A 17,856-nucleotide genomic window follows, 5' to 3' on the forward strand; every position below is an offset into this window, starting at 1 on the left:
AACTAATTAAAAAGATATTTGAAGTAAGGTTTTAGAAATTTATTCTGTATTGGAAAAAGTTTAGGTATGCAATCACGCTTAGGCAAATGTTGGTTTAGGTTATTAATTTTGGTAATCTGTGTTCTGGTTACAGGTTGTAGTAAGAATGATATGCCTTTTCCAAGATGTATATCTGCTGATTATTTTGGTCCTGAACCCATTGCAATTGGTGCTCATTTTCCAATCGGTCATGATGCGTTTTTTCCAGAAGGTGAAAGTGGAGAACCTATTGATCCTGAAACCGGAGAAATCAATTATGGTTTTCACCCTAATCAAGTAGTGAAGTGGAAGGATACCGGCCTTGAAACCAATGGAGATAGTTTAGTAGTACGAGTAAATGGTGCATGGACATCTTGGAGCAATAGTAATAAGAAGAAATCTCAAAGTAGTTATAGTTTGGAAAGTTTGGAGCAGTTAAAATATGCAACCAAATTTGAAAGAGGGAAAGGTGACAACAGTCTGCCTGACTTTCACTTAGTTTGTAATGATTATAAACCTAGCATACAAAAATTTTCAAGTAAGCCTAAAGAAAGTTGCACTGTAAAGTGCAAGTGCATTAATGAAGATGATAGCGCAAATACAGTATCACGTGGTGCTCCATGTTGGTTTACTAACGGCCATGGTGCTTATCTTTTATTTAAAAGGCCTAGCGATTCTAGTCCTAACGAAAATTTAAAATCCATGCGTAACCCTGAGTCTCCTACTGTACATCTAGGTTACAATTCCGTAGCGGAAGATGGAAGTGGGCTTTTTACTTTAGACAGAGATAACACCACATTACAGGACAGGAGTTGTAATACGGTGAGGTTAGAAAAAGGATGGAAAATATATGTAAAGATATTAGATAGATATTATCTAGATAATGCAGGTGGCTACTCTTTTGAATTTTTGAGCGGAGTGCAGAAACCAAGTAACTTTGGATTTTTTGATTACATTTATAACTATCTAAAATGTGTATTATTGATTAACGAAAATTGTAAAAAGCATTTTGATAGCAATGATCCTGCAGCTGCACAAGCGATATTTCAAAATATAGCTGAAAAAAGTACGAGCTTTCACAATTTTGTTCTTTCCTTGCTTGTTCTATTTATAGTGATTTCATCGCTTCTTTATCTTTTTGGAATGATAAGAGAAACTAAGCATGATATGCTCATCAGAATGATGAAAATCACTCTAGTAATAGTGCTTATATCTCCTGGAAGTTTTAGATTTTTCTATGATCATTTTCTTGTTTTATTTGTTAAAGGTCTTGAACAATTGATAAGCATAATTACTAATTTTGCTCCCAACATGAACACCGGAGGTAATTCAAACGTTGCTCAAGGAAATGAAGCTAAATTGTTTAGCTTCATGGAGGATATGTTTAATAAGTTTTTTGCTTACTCTGTTTGGAAAAAGTTTGCAGCATTTTTACATTATCAAATGTGGGCAAGTCTCCTTATGATACCGGCAATTTTTATAGGGATTGTCTTATATTTCCTGCTGTGTATGTATGCTTACATAATATTCCTTTCTGGTTTTATGGGTATAGCTTTTCTTGTAGCTATAATGCCGCTATTCCTAATCTCTATTTTATTTTCACCACTGAAAAGTCTATTTGAGGGTTGGATAAAATTCTGTATTAGTTTCTGTTTGCAATCAATTATGATATTTACCCTGCTGTCATTACTTGCTGCGATGATAATGAATACCTTTTATAAACAGTTAGGCTTTACTGTGTGCTATAATAAATGGCTTGAAATAAAGTTATGTGCTCCAAAATGGGTATTTGGTGGTTTTTGTATAATTGATAAAGAATACTTTAGCTGGACTCCAGGGCAAATTTTTGTACCTTATGCTATTGGAGAGGCTTCTACATTGAACGTAGATAAGAATATAGAAGGTATAGAAAAACTAAGCAGAATAGGTGGTACAGTAAAGTTTACTGGTGGCGCTGGATATATCCCTCTTCCACCAGATTACATTAATAAAGGTTTTCGTTATATAGATTATCCTTTCTTTAATCCAATTCCTGGAACTAAAGATAATCCAGCAGACCACTATATTGCGGAAAGTGATATGATAGTTAGTAATGGCTGTAGTGCAAAAGATCTAGTACGCTTAACAAATAGTTTATCTCATGCATCAGAGAGGGCTGACATTATATTACTGATCAACAATATAGAGAAAAGGATAGGTGATGTTAGTGAAATAATAAAACGCTACTGTCAAGATATAAATAAATGCAATAGTTATAGGGAAATAATTAATGAAATAAGATCTTTAGTGCGGAGTGCGATAAAAAAACAAGGTTGTAGAATACTGAAACTTCATGATTTATATAAGGATCCCAACAGTGAATACTGTCAGAAATGTAAAGATTGTGAGGATTGCAAAAATTATAAAGAAAATAGTGATTACCAAAGGGTGCAAGACATACAGAGAGGTTATTTAATCAACGCAGGAGAGATCTTTGTATTGTTCTTGCTTTCGTTTTTGATGTTTTCTTTGAAGGAGTTTGTACAACAGATGGGCTCAAGCATTGCCGGTGGTGGGTTTGGTGTTTACAATATATCTAGTATGTATCAAGCATCACCTGTGACTGGTTTAATGCAGGGATTAAAACAACAGATGCAAGATAAAATTGGTGGAGGGCTAGAGTCTTTAGGTAATTGGGCTACTCATGTACCGGACAGATTAGCTGGAGGTACAGCTAATTTGCTAGGTAGAATACCAGGAGTTGGGGGTGTGCTGAAATATGCTATTAATGTGCCACGTAAGCTTGTAGGTGCTACTATTGAAGCAACAAAATTTGCAACATCACCTAAAAATGATGTTGATAAGCTTGAGGAAAAAATCTACAGGGCGTTTGGAATTGATAAAGAAGATATTGCACATAGAAGAATTGATAAATATTTAGAATATTATAAAGGATATGTAGGATCACATTTGGGCTATACAATAGAAGATGCTATGAAGTTTACTTGGGAACATGGTCTCGACTCTATAGGAAACCCTGCTACAGGAGAAAAGGATGGTTACCAGCATAATCTACTCTATAGAGCAAAAACATATAGACGGGAATTTCTTGAGAAGCTTCATGATTACACTATCGGCCGTAAGAGAGAACCAGAAGAAGATGAATCATCAAAAGAAAATAAGCCTAATCAATCAAATCGAAAATTAGGTACGGAACCAGAAACCCTAAAAAACACTACAGAAGCTATACGTGCCGGAGAAGATAGAGAGCGTCAAGATAATGAAAGGAATGAGAACATAGAGAATGATGAAGAATCGTAATTTCAAAGGGCTAAGTTATTATGGTCTTCAGCAAGACGAAGATGGTAATATCAAGTTAAACGATTACAATGATGTTTTAAATGCGCGCAGAGCGAGGGTAGATTTGTTACTAGATAGCACTAAGCAAGGTGATGTTAGTCTTTCAAAGCTAAATAAAGCTCTGAATGAGAGACTTATAGATGATAAAGGGCTATCGTCAGAATTTGACAAAGAAGACAAAGAAATTGCACAGAAGGAGCTTAAGATGTTCTCTATTTTAGACGATCTTGATAATCTTGCAAACATTGAAAGTGAAGATCTATTAGAGGTTAGTTTGTTACTATCAGATCTTAGTTTTATAGAGAGAAATATTGTGTTGAATGCCGATCAGAGTTCTGATCTAATAGGGTTCAAAAATCTATTTATAGAAAAAAAAGCATCTGGTGAGGAATATAGTGATGAAGAGTATCACAATTTCCTCGATAGTATAGAGAAAATCAATACTTTAATTAAGTTAGAGTTAGAAAGTAGAATTGAAGGGATGGGTCATGATGAAAAAAACAACCATGATGATTTACAAGACGAGATTGGTCGTGCAATCAGTATAGAAAATAAATCAAAGAAAAGCGATTGATCTTGCGTTCCTCCACAAGCAACCTTCTTTCTATTAGACTGCTGAAGCTATGTTGACATTAAATGTGTATTATAAATAATTAGTTAACTTCGAACTTGTTTTATATGTTACGTGTTATTGCGGGTAAATATCGTGGAAGAAAAATAACTACAGGCAAGAATTTAGCTGCACGGCCCACTATGAGTAGTGTCCGAGAAGCAATATTTAGTATACTTTCTTCAAGAAAACCTATTTATAACCTAAATGTACTTGATTTATTCTGCGGAAGTGGCTCTTTTTCATTTGAAGCACTTTCTCGAGGTGCTAAACATGCATTCATGGTAGATTCAGATTATTACAATTTGCAACTGCCTAAAAAAACAGCAGAAGATTTTGGAATTACGAACGATATCACGTTAATTTGTTGCAATGCTAACGGATTACCAAGACCTATTTCAAAGTGCGATATAGTTTTTATGGACCCACCTTATAATATCAATCTGGTTAACTCAACTTTAGACGAGTTAGCTCACTCAGGCTGGTTAAATGATAATGCGTTAATAATTCTAGAAATGAGGAAAAATGAAGGTTTTGAGTGCAATAAAAACTTCAATATAATTGTGGAGCGTACCTACGGTATTGCAAAAATAATTTTTCTTTCTTCACTCACTTGAATTTCTTTTGTAAACATCTATAGCTAAGCTAAGTAAGATTTTTCCGAGGACTGAAAGAAAAAATCAATTCGTTTTGGTGGGAATACGGTGTGTAACAGCAAATCAATACGAGTTGATATACTAGAAGAAGCAGTATGGAAAGAAATGAAGATGGTACTCAAAGAACCAGAGGCAATGACTAAGGAATATCAGCTCAGACTCGTAAAACATGAAAGTACGCAAGCAAAGGATTAACTTGAAAAGCGTGCAAGTAAAATAGAACAAGGTATAGAAAAATTAGCTTATGTATATGCAAGGGGTCATATAACGAAGGAAAAGTATGACTTAGAAGTTGAGAGCATGGAAAAGGAGTTAAAGGAATCAGAGATCAAAGGGAAGAAGCTATCGATGAAAAGAGTCTACAGAGAGAATTAGATTTTATCACAAACAGTGTAGAAAGTTTTTCCTCTGAGAGAGCTTAATCAAGCAGACTATGAAACTAAACTTGATATAATAAGAAAGTTAGTTCAACGCATTGAAATTGACGATGATAACGTACATATAGTGTTTCGATTGAAAGAACTTACTCTCGAAAGGCAAAAAAAAGTGTTCAACATTGTATCGGGATGCCAGTGTCAGCTACTTGCATGACATCCTCTTGCTTCTATAGGTGTCTTTATCTCGTCTACTTTATTTTGCCACACAGATACAATGGTTTCACATGCACTTGGTAGGCTATCTATTTTGACAAAGAAGGACTACCAACACCTTCAGCGTTTGCATCACTAAACTTACTTGCTACTTTATCAATAGTCCAAACGAGTGGCGTAACAACGAGCGCAGCAGCCCAAATAACAGCACTAACAACATAACTCAAAACTGTGTTAACAAACTGAGCTAATGCACTACTATGGACACGTGCCTTACCTGACAACATGGATGAATAATCTATCAACGATTTTGTACTGTACTTAAGATCACAACCATCTGTTACTTTCGCTAACCCTTTTGCCGGCCAATATGATAGATACGCCAATGCTAGATATAAAGGTTGTAGGGCTATATTAGCTAATGTATAAGTAGTAAGATAAGTCAGAGAATGACACCTCAAACTACCAAAAGCTACATTTTTCACTGGCTCAATAACACTATTAATATAATAAACGGACTTATAGAAACTATTTTGTGGAACTTCGTTACCTCGAACGCTTTTGGTAGGAACATCTCCGAATTTAACATATTTCTTAAAATTACTATATGAACTTGACATATTACCCCTCTAAAAATAAAAAATAATTACCTTGTCAGTATAGTTCATTTTAGAATAACTGCAATAAACATCTTACAAATTATGTGTTGCGCAAAAGCACATATTAACATACCATCGAAAATAAAGAGGTCAGCATGAGTTTTACTTTACCTGAGTTGCCATATGATAAAGCAGCTTTAGAGCCTTATATATCTGTAAAGACATTAGATTTTCATTATGATAAGCACCATAAGGGATATTTAAATAAACTCAACGAACTGGTTGAAAACACAGATTATCAACATATGGAAATTGAGGAATTAGTAACGAAAGTTCATGGAAATAATAATACAGTTCCTATTTTTAATAATGCAGCACAAGTTTGGAATCACACTTTTTATTGGAATTCAATGAAAAAAAATGGTGGTGGTGAGCCTAAAGATGATGGTCTTCTAGCAAAAAAAATTCAAGATGATATTGGTGGCTTTGACAAATTTTGTGAAGAATTTTCAAATTATGGAGTAAGCCAATTTGGTAGTGGATGGGTGTGGTTAGTGCTTGAAAAAGGAAAACTCAAAATCACTAAAACTCCAAATGCGGATCTACCGCTAATTTATGGCCAGGTGCCACTACTTACTATGGATGTATGGGAGCATGCATACTATTTGGATTGCCAAAATCGCAGAATTGACTACATAAAAGTTTTTCTTGATCATTTGATCAATTGGGATTTTGTAGAAGAGAATTTAAAGAAGAATATATAAGATGAATATACCACAAGTAACAAAACTAGATAATGGTCTGCGCATAATAACTGAGCGAGTGCATGAAGTTGATTCCGTAGCTTTAAATATACGAGTTGGTGTTGGCAGTAGAGCTGAAAGTGCAAGTCAAAATGGAATATCTCATTTCCTAGAGCACATGGCTTTCAAAGGAACAAAGACAAGAACTGCTTTTGAAATTGCAAAAGCTTTTGACGATATAGGTGGAGCCTTCAATGCCTGCACCGGTAGAGAAAGCACCAGTTATTATGCAAAGGTTCTTAAAAAAGATATAAAAACTGGCATTGATATATTAATAGATATATTAATGAATTCTACATTTCCAGAGGATGAATTGGAACGCGAAAAGGGTGTTGTAATACAAGAGATTTTTCAAACTAATGATTCACCGAGCGATATCATTTTTGATAAGTATTTTGAAGCAGCTTATAAAGATCAACCATTTGGTAGATCAATCCTGGGCACGCAAGATACTGTCAAATCTTTTACTCGAGAAGATCTGAATAACTACATAAAGGAGCATTACTTTGGCGGAAATATGATATTTGCTGCTGCAGGAAATGTTGAGCATGAGGAAGTTGTTCAATTAATCAAAGACTTTCTCTCAAAGATTCATTCAAAAGAGCTGAAAAAAAGCGAGAATGCAGGTTATACCAGTGGTGAGTATCGAGAGCATCGTAAATTAGATCAGGTGCACTTGTTAATTGGGCTACCTAGTGTTTCTCGTGATGATAATAAATATCACACATTTAAAGTGCTTGATTCTATACTGGGAAGTGGCATGTCATCACGCCTGTTTCAGGAAGTAAGAGAAAAGCAGGGTCTTGCTTACTCCATTTACTCATTCAACTCTAGCTATGCTGATACGGGAATGCTTTCGATTTTTGCTGGTACAGATAGTAGTAATCTAGATAAGCTTTTAAAATCCATAACGACAGAGCTAAAGAAATTGTCTACAGATGATTTAAAGGAAGAAGAAGTAAATAGAGTAAAAGAACGAGTAAAATCTCAAATTTTAATGTCACGCGAAAGTGTTAGCTCACGTGCTGAAACATTAGGACACTACTACGGTAACTATAATAAATACATCAGTAAAAATGAATTAATAGAAAAAATTAGTGCTGTTACTATTTACGATATAAAAAAAGCAGCAGAAGAATTGCTATCTCAGCATGAGAGAATTACTTTAGCTGCGATTGGAGAAATTAAGTCACTGCCAAGTTACGATAAAGTTGTTTCTATGCTTAGTGTACTTTAATTATGTTGCTTATGCTCACTAAAAAGTTCAATGAATGGTTGCAAAATCCTTTCTATAAAAAGTTTGCTTTCTGGTTCATCGCGTATACCACTAATCATTTTATTGAAAGTTTTTTCGCTGTTTTGTAAAAATAAATAGCTTTCTACTGATTGCACAATAGACAAGGCAGTTAAAACTCCTCCTATCACTAAACAAGAAGCTATAGCAGGTACAGTACCCACTGCAATTCCAGTTGCGATTAATGATAAACCAGCTAAGAGTGTAAAGGCTGAAACGCAAAACGCTATTTGATGTTTTTCTTTATTTTTAACCATAAATGCCTCACAAAAATTATATTTCTAGTATATCCGTATATATAATGTACTGTCAAGTTTTTAAAGAAGATTAAAAAATGCAACGCACATGTGCAAAATATGAACTAGGTATATAATTCACAATGCAGCGGTATTTCACTAATCCAATTATTTTTTTCCTGATCTAGCCTATCATTCAATATTGCTTGTCTTATTGATTCCATCAACTTATTCATGAAGAAAACATTGTGAATGGTAACGAGTGTATAAGCCAGCAACTCTTTAGCTTTCAGTAGATGGTGTATATAGGCTCTTGAATGTTTTCTGCAAGTAAAGCACAAACAGTCATTTTCAATTGGGTTATCATCTAGTTCGAATCGTTGATTTCGCAAATTAATATGCTCTTTACGCTTTGAAGAAATAGAATCTCTGTTTTTTACTTTAACAAGCGCGCCACCATGTCTTGCGAGGCGAGTTGGATGCACGCAATCAAATGTATCAACTCCAAGCTCTACTCCACGAAAAATGTCTACAATTCCACCAATACCAAGCAAATGAGTAGGCCTATCTTTTTTTAAATGTTCCATAGTAAAGGAAACTACATCATACATCTGCTCTTTACTTTGACCAAGTGATCCACCTATTGCTTGACCAAAAAATGGCAAATCGTTGATAAAATCACAACTTTCTCTACGCAAATCTTGATACACTCCGCCTTGACTAATTCCATAAAGCGCCTGTTTGCCATCATTATTTTTTTCAAACTTATTTAAAGAACGTTCAGCCCATCTATGGCTCATGAGCATTGATTTTCTTGTGTATTCTTTACTGACATGGAATGGAGTACATTCATCTAAAACTAGGATTAAATCTGCACCTAATTTTTGTTGAATTTGTATCGACTTTTCAGGAGTTAGACAATAAGTTTTACCATTTATGTAAGAACGAAAAATTGCCCCATCCTCGTTAATTTTGATCAGAGTTTTTTGCTTCTGTCTTATTCCCTTTATTTCTTCCGAAACTGACCCGTGCCCTAAACTAAATATCTGGTATCCACCAGAATCAGTGAGCATTGGCCCACTCCATCCCATCATCTTGTGCAAGCCACCAAGCTTTGCCACAGTATCCTCTCCCGGTTGGAGCATTAGGTGATAGGTGTTGGAAAGTATTATCTGAGTACCTGCTTCTCTGATTCTCTCGATATCTGCAGCTTTAATAGCAGCTTTGGTTGCACAAAATATAAATGCTGGTGTTTCTATACTTCCATTTGGAGTTTTGATCGTTCCAACTCTTGCAGAACCTGATTGCTTAGTTATCCTAAACGAGAACTTTTCCATCTATTTACTTGAAAGTTCTGCTATGATATTTTCCACTTTTTCAGGAGTGAGGTTTTCATAAAAGTCATTATTGATCTGCACCACAGGGGCATTAACGCATGCACCAAGACATTCAACTTCCTTTAAAGTAAATAGATTATCTTTAGTAGTTTCACCGATATTGATTCCTAGTTTCTTTTTAAAGGTATTTAACACTTCTTCGCTATTGCACAACCAGCAAGGAGTTGTTCTACAAATTTGTATGAGATATTTACCTACTGGTTTTAAATTATACATGGTATAAAAATTTGCCACTTCATACACGCGAATATGTGGAATATGAAGCATGTCAGCAACGTAGCGCATGGCAGATTCAGGAACCCATCCGCATTGTTCTTGAACCAGGTATAGTAAAGGCATGACGGCACTACCTTCTCTACCTTTAGGATACATCTCTATAGACTTTTTCGCTTTTCTGAGGTTGTCTGATGTAAAACTAAACTGCTCTTCTTTCTCTTTCATCTAATAAAGTTCGTGTAAATCTCAACAAATTATACTTGAAGAGTTAACAATTGCAATTGTTGGTTTTTTGAGCTCTACAATATTATATCTGTAGAGTGGGTGCATTCAATTTGTGAATTCTTTACTGCTACTCATTTTCCATATTTCGCTTTGCAGATTATAAAGGTATTAATTTCTTAATTTTAGTTAAAATTTTATTGACGTTACATATAGAAATAATCATAATAGCGTTTTATTAAAATTTTAAATATAATTATGTCTATATTAAGTAGATTATTTAGAGTTAATACAACTACACTGAAAGTTAAAGAAGCGATAGGTTTTAACCCAGTAAACGTAGGGTTGATTGAAGGAAATGGAGTTACTTATGGACTCAGCTATCAAGATAACGGCAATGGAAGCAGTAGAGTAAAGTTACTTATTAGTCCATTATATCAATCGAAAACATACGAGTGTGATACATGTGTCAACGTAGCAAATGAATTCAAGGGCCAATTATCTCCCACACTAATAGAAAATTCAGCTGAAGTAGATAAAGTTGGAGTTATTTTTCCTACAGAAGAAACTAACAAAGAAAGAAAGTGCATCAAAGGCTTAACATTCAACACTTACGAAATCAAGCATTCAACTAATGCTCCCTTAGTTGAATACGTAGGAAAAGTAAAATTATACAAGAACATTGATATAAATAATCTTGCAAATGAAGACAATAGTTACTTTCAACCAAAAGCAGTAAAAGTTGATCATGGTAATATTGTTGTAATTGCTCATAACTTAAAGGATCAAGCTTTAGTTTCTTGGTATTTACAATCAGACACGAATGGAAAATTTAAGATTCTGCGTGAAAAAAACGGTCTTACAGAAAGAAAATTATTCAAATTTTATAATCCAGGGCAATTAGTACTAGATGAAAATACGATGCTTTATGCACAGATGAGCAAAGAGATTATTGGGAAGCCAGAAGTAAGAACAAATATCTTTAAATTCGACTTGATTGACGTGGCTCAGAAGCTGAAAGATAGAAAAGAAGATGAATGTTTGCTTAAGAAAAATTGTCAAATAGATAAAGCATCATCTACTATCTATAATCCAGGAAAAATAAACTTTTTACAGTATGTAAGACGAACTGAAGGTGATGATTTAGTTGCTTTTCTTGCGAAAAAACAATCTTCTAATACGCAAGAATTGCATTTAGCAAGGCTTGCTAAGAGAGGACCAAAATCAAATTTTACTGTTTGTGAATGTGAAGATCCTATAGAACAATTGTATGTTAAAGACAATGGTCAAGGAGGTTTTATCGTCACTGCGGTAAGTGGAGAGAGTATTATAACTTTTAATAGAGAGAGCTCTGGAAAATCTTCTGAAGCAACGATAATACCGACAAGCAGTATCAAAGCTCTCAGTGATTTTGTTAATATCATTAACGGCCAATTGATGCCTAGTATTATTTCCAGCAGTACTGTGGCTCCTATAACTGTTACAGAGACGGTTGTGACTTCTAAGAAAACGACGACTGCTGCAATTACTAGCACAACAGAAACCGACACTGTAAAGACTACCAAATTAACAACAGAAGCATCAACTATCATTGTACCAACTTCCACAATGAGTAAATCTTCAACAGAGTCAACAACTCAGGCAAGTACAGTAACAGTGGAGTCAACAACAGTAGCATCAACTACCACTGCACCTACTTCTACAACGAGTAGGCCTTCAACAGAGTCAACAATTCAAACAAGTACAGTAACAGTGGGGCCAACAACAGTAGCAAAAACAACTACTACTCCACAAGCGACCACAGTTGCTACAACGTCAACTAGTGTGCCTTCGGAAACTGAGACAAGTACTGTAAAATCTACAGCAGCGACTGTTGAGTCAACTTTTACAGCAAGCAGTACTACGATGAGTAAGCCTTTAACAGAATTAACAACTAAGATGAGTACGTCATCAGAACCAACAACAGTAGCTGAAACTATTGCGACCTCACAAGCGACTATGATTACTACAATGCCAACTAATGTGACAACAACAAACTCAGAGGCAACTATACAAACAGTATCCACTATATCAAAGACTGGAACAAAGGTAACAACTCCTCTGTTCACTACAACTTTACTTCCTCAAACTACTCCTTCACCACAGCCCGCTCAGCTTGCTATAGAGTCTAATAGGGCAGGAATGATAGGTGGGTCTTTGGTTGGAGCGATAATAAGTATTGCTGGAATTATAGGATTCATAACATACAAATATGTTAAGGGTCGTAATTCTGCCCCTGTGTTAGAACTAACTAATTTCAATGATAGAAGGCGATCATCTTCAAGTGGCAATAGCGATGAAGAAATTTTTATCGCTAATAACAGAATGAGACATATATCTATGCGAACTATGGATCAATCTGAAACAGTGCTAAACAGTATATCGGTGGAGAGTAGTAGTCGGTCAAGAAGTAGCTCATCGTCTTCAAGCGGTGGACCAGGATCTTGACTGACTGAGCTAGAGTCTAAAAGTGAAAAAAGCTTATCTTGGGATAGCGATGATGTACCGGAATATCACCTTTAGCTATTTGTCTGAATGTTTTTAGTATGTAGACTGTTAGGAAATTTTCTTTTGCTTTTATGATTTTAATGTTAAAGTATAATTCCTAGGTGCAATAAGTAGCTGCTGTTGTGTGATAAACACAGCAGAGGAAAGTCCGAGCTCCAAGAAAAGGTAGTGACGGGTAACGCCCGCCGGAGGTAACTCCAGTTATAGGGCTACAGAAAATTACCGCCTAAATATTATTAGGTAAGGGTGAAAAGGTGTGGTAAGAGCACACCATAACAATGGCAACATTGGTAGTCAAGTAACCAACACTAGGAGCAAGATTAAATAGAAGTAGATTTTATGTTTTTCTCATATCTACTCGGGTAAATCGCACGAAGTAAATGGTAACATTTACTCCAGATAAATAGCTACATAAACAGAACTCGGCTTATATTTCACCTAGGCAATGCATGAATGTCAGCCATACTATGTAAATGTATCAAACATTTCACATACCCTGTACGCTCAATTTGACCACCTATATTCCTTTTACTTCTTGGCTTATCTCTTTATTTTATTTCCTTTTGAACTTAACAAAGCTTGAATTTTAACCGAGCTTTTCCTTTAACTAGTCATTCTCTATCTCTAAAGCCTTACTTTCTTACCTATAACTTTTTAGCTCCGCTTCCAACTTTTCTATCTTTTGTTGCAAATCTTTGTAAAGTTCTAAAAGACTGACCACGTTACCTCACTTTTAGGATTAGTTTTTATCTTACTAAATCTACCTTTTCGCTTCTTCAATCAACAAGTAAATAAAGCATTTCATGCGCTGTCCTTGACTTGTTCTGCTTGATAGTCACTACTGCTTTCGCTTATATTAACACTAGAGTATTCTTCATCGTCAACATACTCTTTTAGAACATATCCTCTACCCCAAACGGTTTCTATGTGGCTTATTCCGTCATTTGCACTTTCAAGTTTTTTACGTAATTTACACATAAAAACATCAACTATTTTGTTGTCTGAAGGTTCGTCCAAGCCATTGTAAAGATGGTTTAAAAACATTTCTTTTGTCAACACTGCTCCTTTACGCAATGCCAGCAATTCTATCATGGAATACTCTTTGTTAGTAAGGTGAACTGTTTTGCCTTTTACCTCAACAATCCTGTGATCAAAATTGATATTCATATTACCAATCTTTATCACTGATTCGGGATGGCCTTTAGTACGTCGTACTATGGCCTTAATTCGAGCTAATAATTCGCTCTTGTGAAATGGCTTGGTTAAGTAATCGTCGGCACCATACCCAAGTCCTTTAGCTTTATGGTTGGCAGCGGAGATACACGAAAGTATTAAAACAGGAACTTTGATTTTTGCACTTCTTAATCTTAACAGTATATCATATCCATCAATATCACCAGGCAGGTGTATATCTAGAATAACTAGATCGTAACAGTCTCCACCCGAGGAAACCATATTATTGTTATAATCTTGTGCAGAAGTAACAACGTCGCAAAAATGTCCATCAGAAGTTAAGGCATTAACTACAGTCCTTGCACTTACTTGATCATCTTCAATTAATAATATACGCATATTTTACACCCCATAAATAATTTATAATTTTAGTAATATATATAACCAAGGAAAGTAACAAATCAAATTTTTATTAATGAATAATAGAAATTACACTTATTAATTAATAGTTAATGTGTCGTTCCAAAATTATACAAATAGATCTAAAATACAATAGATATACTATAATAATACTATTTTTAGTAAATATTGAATAGAAGCTATTTTTATTAAAAGAATACTTAGGTTAATAGATATTTAAACTATTTTATACTTTTATGTTATATTTTTAATTTACTTATTCTACAGTTTTAAATTATAAGTAATACTTTCAGGAATATTGAGTGGTAATATCAGTTTTAGGTGCTGGCGCATGGGGTACAGCAATTGCGATTTCATTAAGTGGTAAGAAAAATGTAATTTTGTGGACTCGCAATAAGGCCATATTTGAATCAATTAAAGAGAAAAGAGAAAGTGACAAGCTACCTGATTGTCCAATTTCTGATAATGTATCAGTAAAATTAGCTATTGAAGATGCAGTGAATGCTTCAGTAATAATTCTAGCTGTTCCCACTCAGTCTCTAAGGGAGATATGTCATCAATTGAATGATTGTAACCTAAAAAAAAATGTAGCAATAATTTTGGCTTGTAAGGGAATAGAAAAATCTACATTAAAATTACCTAGTGAAGTAGTCAATGAAGTTTTACCTAATAATCCTCTTGCTGTTTTTTCTGGTCCTAGCTTTGCTATAGAAGTTGCAAGAAAATTACCATATTCGATGGTTCTTGCATGTCAAAATGAAGTATTAGGTTTAAAATTAGTATCAGAGCTACAGCAAGAAAATATTAAATTGTACCTTAGTAGCGATGTTATAGGAATACAGGTTTGTGCAGCGTTAAAGAATGTTTTTGCTATAGCATGTGGGGTTGTTCTAGGTAGGTTTGGGTTTAATGCTCATGCAGCATTAATTACGAAAAGTATGAGTGAAATTAAGGCTTTATACTCAGCAAAAGTTGGTGACGGCAATGTAGATATAAATACACTACTTGGACCAGCATGCTTAGGCGATTTGGTTGTGACATGCACATCATTAAATTCAAGAAATCTATCTTTTGGATCTAAAGTAGCTAATAGTAATGGTTCTAGTGCTCAGCAGATTTTATCAGAAGGTAAGTCGGTAATTGAAGGTTTTAACACTGCTAAGTCTGCATTTGATTTAGCAGAAAAGCTAAAGATAAAAATGCCCATATGTGAAGCGATCTATAGATTGCTATATGAAAATACTTCTATAGAAGATACTATTTCTGTTCTTGTAAATTAGTTTTATATTTCGGTATATTGTGAAATTTTTATATAAATTAATATCAACATGGTGGCTATCTGGCACGGTAAAACACATGCCAGGTACTATAGGCAGCTTGGCTGCTTACCCAATTGTTCCTATATTACTCAATGACAGAATTTTAGGTACAGCAATTATTTTTTTTTTATTCTTAGTTGGATTATGGTCTACAGGCAATTATATACAACATTACAAAGCTCCGCATGATCCAAAAGAGGTAGTAATTGATGAAGTAGTTGGTCAATTGCTGACAGTACTTCTAGTTTCAATATTATTAGAACAAGAAATGAATAGCTCTGTATTGTTGGTGTGCTTTTTCTCCTTTAGGTTTTTTGATATAATAAAAGTGTGGCCTATAAATTTGATTGATAAAAATACAAAAGGTCCTTTAGGTATTATGCTAGATGATGTTGTAGCTGCAATTTTAGCCTTTGTTTTTATAGGAGCCTTTTATTGTTTATTGTTGATTTATGCAGAATAAAAAAATTTGTTATTCAAGCTTAATTATTCAGAACCTAAAGGATTATATACTTTATGCAACGAATTTGTCCAAGTGGGAAATACATGACGAATTTGATAATGTTATATTTACAGTAAATGGTACCAGAGAATCGTTATTTAATTTTGTGTTTTGTGAAGATCAATGTACTGAGCTTTCCATATGCAGAACTCTAGATTATCTCAAAGCACGAAATATAGAAGCAACATGGATAATAAGTCCACGTATAAAAATAGGGGGTATTTTAGAAAAATGCGAAATAAAACACGTTAACGCACCAAAAAAAGTTTTACTCAATATAAAAGATTATTTTTTGCCTGATGATGCTGTTCCAAATTTGAAGTTCAATGTTGTAAATAGTAGTGAGCTCTTAGAGCAATTAGATTTACACACTTCTAAAATTTTTTATCATAGAATTAGTATTGTTAGCACATTTTTTCGCCAATTATCGAATTATGATGATAAGAGCTCAAGGTTAAGATTTTTTCTTGTAATGCTAAATAACGAAATTGTTGGAACATGCGGTCTTTATATTCAAGACAGCATAGCTGGTTTTTATAGCGATGGAGTTTTACCAATTTACAGGGGTCGTGGAATAGGAACTCAAATGGTTCTAGAAAGAATAAAGATAGCTAGGCAATTTGAGTGCAAATACATAGTAGCACATTGCATGAAACCTTCTGTAAACCTTTATAAGAGATTAGGCTTTAGGGTATTGGGCAATCTTCACTTATATACCTCTTCAGTACAATCTCTTTGCTGAGAGGTTACAAATTTTTATATTTGTTTTAGAATACTATGTTTTTTTTGTATGAAATAGTTTTACTACTAATTCTAGTATTCTTCTTTTTCTCATATTCTAAATTAAAAATTAGTAATAAAATTAAGGACTTACAACATCAAAATGTTATCATAAATAATTTAATAGATACTGTGAATGATGGATTTTATATTTGGGACGCAAAAAAACGTATAGAAAAATTTTCTCCCAATTTACTAATTTTGCTTAATACTGTTTTTTATTCATTTAATGAGTTTGTAAATTTTTTTGAGCAATCAGAAAGCTTAATTAAAAGTTTTGCTGAGGCAAAGGAAATAAATAAATCTTTTACTCTAGATTTAAAGTCAAAAGACAGTGAGGTTTATTGCACATGTTATGGTAAAAGCATAATAGATTATTCTAATAATGTGATTGGTGTGTTGTTATGGATAAGGAATATCTCCGATTATAAGATAAAAGCTAATGAACTTGAGTTAGAAAATAGTAAGCTTATGCGAGAATTGGAGAACTATAAAAAAATTTTTGACTCTTTACCATTTCCAATACTGAAGTACAATAAGAATAAAAAAGTAAGGTTTTATAACTTATTTTATGATAAATATATAGGCAGCTCTAAAAAATTTACTGTTGCAAGTGGCTCCTATAACGTAAAACCAGGAGAGTGTGTAATAACTTACAAGAACGAACCTAAGGTTTTTAATTTTGTTGAAGTTCCAATGCAAAATTCTAATAGCATAGTAATGTATGGAAAAGATATTAGTGATGAAAAAAAATTACATACTGAGCTAAGCAATTGTTTAGCTGCACAAGAAAGTTTGCTTGAGAAGCTATCGATTGCTGTAGCGATATATAGTAAGAATCAAAAGCTAAAATTTTATAATAATGCTTTTATAAAAACTTTTCAGTTTGATCCAAAATTTTTGGAGTCTTATCCAACTTATCACGAGATTATGCTTCACCTATTTGAATCTAAAAAGCTTTTAGGAAAAAAGGATTTTCAAACTATTAATAATCAAAGACATGAGTTGTTTAAAAGATTACTGGAATCATATGGTGAAACAATACATTTCATGAATGGAAGAACGTTTAGAGTATTAACAATACCCTATGCTTCAGAGGGTCTACTATTTTCTTACGAAGAGTGCCAGAAATAAC

At 33.9% G+C, this 17,856-nt stretch carries 16 protein-coding genes and 1 other RNA gene; 12 read left to right on the forward strand and 5 right to left on the reverse strand.

Going from position 1 to position 17,856, the window contains the following annotated elements; all coding sequences use genetic code 11:
• Positions 1-66 precede the first annotated feature (66 nt).
• The 4 genes from AB3210_RS01065 (at position 67) to AB3210_RS01080 (ending at position 4,818) form a co-directional block, all read left to right on the forward strand.
• Positions 67-3,318: a type IV secretion system protein gene (locus tag AB3210_RS01065; RefSeq protein WP_052264799.1), complete on the forward strand. Its 3,252-nt coding sequence runs from the start codon at positions 67-69 to the stop codon at positions 3,316-3,318.
• On the forward strand, positions 3,302-3,931 hold the full coding sequence (locus AB3210_RS01070) for a hypothetical protein (protein WP_012481862.1): 630 nt from the start codon (positions 3,302-3,304) through the stop codon (positions 3,929-3,931). The genes AB3210_RS01065 and AB3210_RS01070 overlap by 17 nt, the downstream gene beginning before the upstream one ends.
• Positions 3,932-4,035: 104 nt before the next feature.
• Complete coding sequence (gene rsmD, locus AB3210_RS01075) at positions 4,036-4,584, forward strand: 16S rRNA (guanine(966)-N(2))-methyltransferase RsmD (protein ID WP_007302024.1); 549 nt, start codon at positions 4,036-4,038, stop codon at positions 4,582-4,584.
• An 87-nt stretch (positions 4,585-4,671) separates the two neighbouring features.
• Positions 4,672-4,818, forward strand: coding sequence for a hypothetical protein (locus AB3210_RS01080; RefSeq protein ID WP_164819305.1), 147 nt, complete (start codon positions 4,672-4,674; stop codon positions 4,816-4,818).
• 484 nt (positions 4,819-5,302) lie between these two features.
• Here the strand turns inward: AB3210_RS01080 and AB3210_RS01085 are convergent, their stop codons facing one another.
• Positions 5,303-5,833 (reverse strand): hypothetical protein, encoded by a 531-nt coding sequence (locus tag AB3210_RS01085; protein ID WP_052264790.1) that lies wholly within the window; start codon positions 5,831-5,833, stop codon positions 5,303-5,305.
• 134 nt (positions 5,834-5,967) lie between these two features.
• Between AB3210_RS01085 and AB3210_RS01090 the strand changes: the two genes are divergently transcribed.
• Entirely contained in the window at positions 5,968-6,576 is a 609-nt protein-coding gene (locus tag AB3210_RS01090; RefSeq protein WP_010402419.1) for a superoxide dismutase, read from the forward strand.
• A gap of 1 nt (position 6,577) precedes the next feature.
• Positions 6,578-7,852 carry a M16 family metallopeptidase gene (locus tag AB3210_RS01095; protein WP_096097205.1) on the forward strand — a complete coding sequence of 425 codons (1,275 nt, stop codon included), beginning with the start codon at positions 6,578-6,580 and terminating at the stop codon, positions 7,850-7,852.
• Here AB3210_RS01095 and AB3210_RS01100 read toward each other — a convergent pair.
• From AB3210_RS01100 to nuoE, 3 genes are all read right to left on the reverse strand, one after another.
• A complete protein-coding gene (locus AB3210_RS01100) occupies positions 7,849-8,166 on the reverse strand; it encodes a hypothetical protein (protein WP_052264788.1) in 318 nt (105 codons plus the stop codon). The genes AB3210_RS01095 and AB3210_RS01100 overlap by 4 nt on opposite strands.
• Before the next feature lie 104 nt (positions 8,167-8,270).
• A complete protein-coding gene (tgt, locus tag AB3210_RS01105; RefSeq protein ID WP_007302018.1) occupies positions 8,271-9,482 on the reverse strand; it encodes a tRNA guanosine(34) transglycosylase Tgt in 1,212 nt (403 codons plus the stop codon).
• On the reverse strand, positions 9,483-9,983 hold the full coding sequence (gene nuoE / locus AB3210_RS01110; RefSeq protein ID WP_007302017.1) for an NADH-quinone oxidoreductase subunit NuoE: 501 nt from the start codon (positions 9,981-9,983) through the stop codon (positions 9,483-9,485).
• Between the two features lie 255 nt (positions 9,984-10,238).
• Between nuoE and AB3210_RS01115 the strand changes: the two genes are divergently transcribed.
• Positions 10,239-12,467 (forward strand): hypothetical protein, encoded by a 2,229-nt coding sequence (locus AB3210_RS01115; RefSeq protein WP_096097204.1) that lies wholly within the window; start codon positions 10,239-10,241, stop codon positions 12,465-12,467.
• Between the two features lie 157 nt (positions 12,468-12,624).
• Positions 12,625-12,973, forward strand: an RNA gene (rnpB, locus tag AB3210_RS01120) — RNase P RNA component class A.
• A gap of 355 nt (positions 12,974-13,328) precedes the next feature.
• Here rnpB and AB3210_RS01125 read toward each other — a convergent pair.
• Positions 13,329-14,099 (reverse strand): response regulator transcription factor, encoded by a 771-nt coding sequence (locus AB3210_RS01125; protein WP_007302014.1) that lies wholly within the window; start codon positions 14,097-14,099, stop codon positions 13,329-13,331.
• A gap of 323 nt (positions 14,100-14,422) precedes the next feature.
• Between AB3210_RS01125 and AB3210_RS01130 the strand changes: the two genes are divergently transcribed.
• The 4 genes from AB3210_RS01130 (at position 14,423) to AB3210_RS01145 (ending at position 17,855) form a co-directional block, all read left to right on the forward strand.
• Positions 14,423-15,400, forward strand: coding sequence for an NAD(P)H-dependent glycerol-3-phosphate dehydrogenase (locus AB3210_RS01130; protein ID WP_007302013.1), 978 nt, complete (start codon positions 14,423-14,425; stop codon positions 15,398-15,400).
• A 76-nt stretch (positions 15,401-15,476) separates the two neighbouring features.
• Positions 15,477-15,902, forward strand: a complete 426-nt coding sequence (locus AB3210_RS01135) for a phosphatidylglycerophosphatase A (protein WP_007302012.1) — start codon at positions 15,477-15,479, stop codon at positions 15,900-15,902.
• Positions 15,892-16,683 carry a GNAT family N-acetyltransferase gene (locus AB3210_RS01140; RefSeq protein WP_007302011.1) on the forward strand — a complete coding sequence of 264 codons (792 nt, stop codon included), beginning with the start codon at positions 15,892-15,894 and terminating at the stop codon, positions 16,681-16,683. The genes AB3210_RS01135 and AB3210_RS01140 overlap by 11 nt, the downstream gene beginning before the upstream one ends.
• Positions 16,684-16,718: 35 nt before the next feature.
• Complete coding sequence (locus AB3210_RS01145; RefSeq protein WP_052264787.1) at positions 16,719-17,855, forward strand: hypothetical protein; 1,137 nt, start codon at positions 16,719-16,721, stop codon at positions 17,853-17,855.
• Position 17,856: the final 1 nt, after the last annotated feature.

Origin of the sequence: Wolbachia endosymbiont (group B) of Scrobipalpa ocellatella (assembly GCF_964188425.1) — a bacterium.
Lineage (GTDB): Bacteria > Pseudomonadota > Alphaproteobacteria > Rickettsiales > Anaplasmataceae > Wolbachia.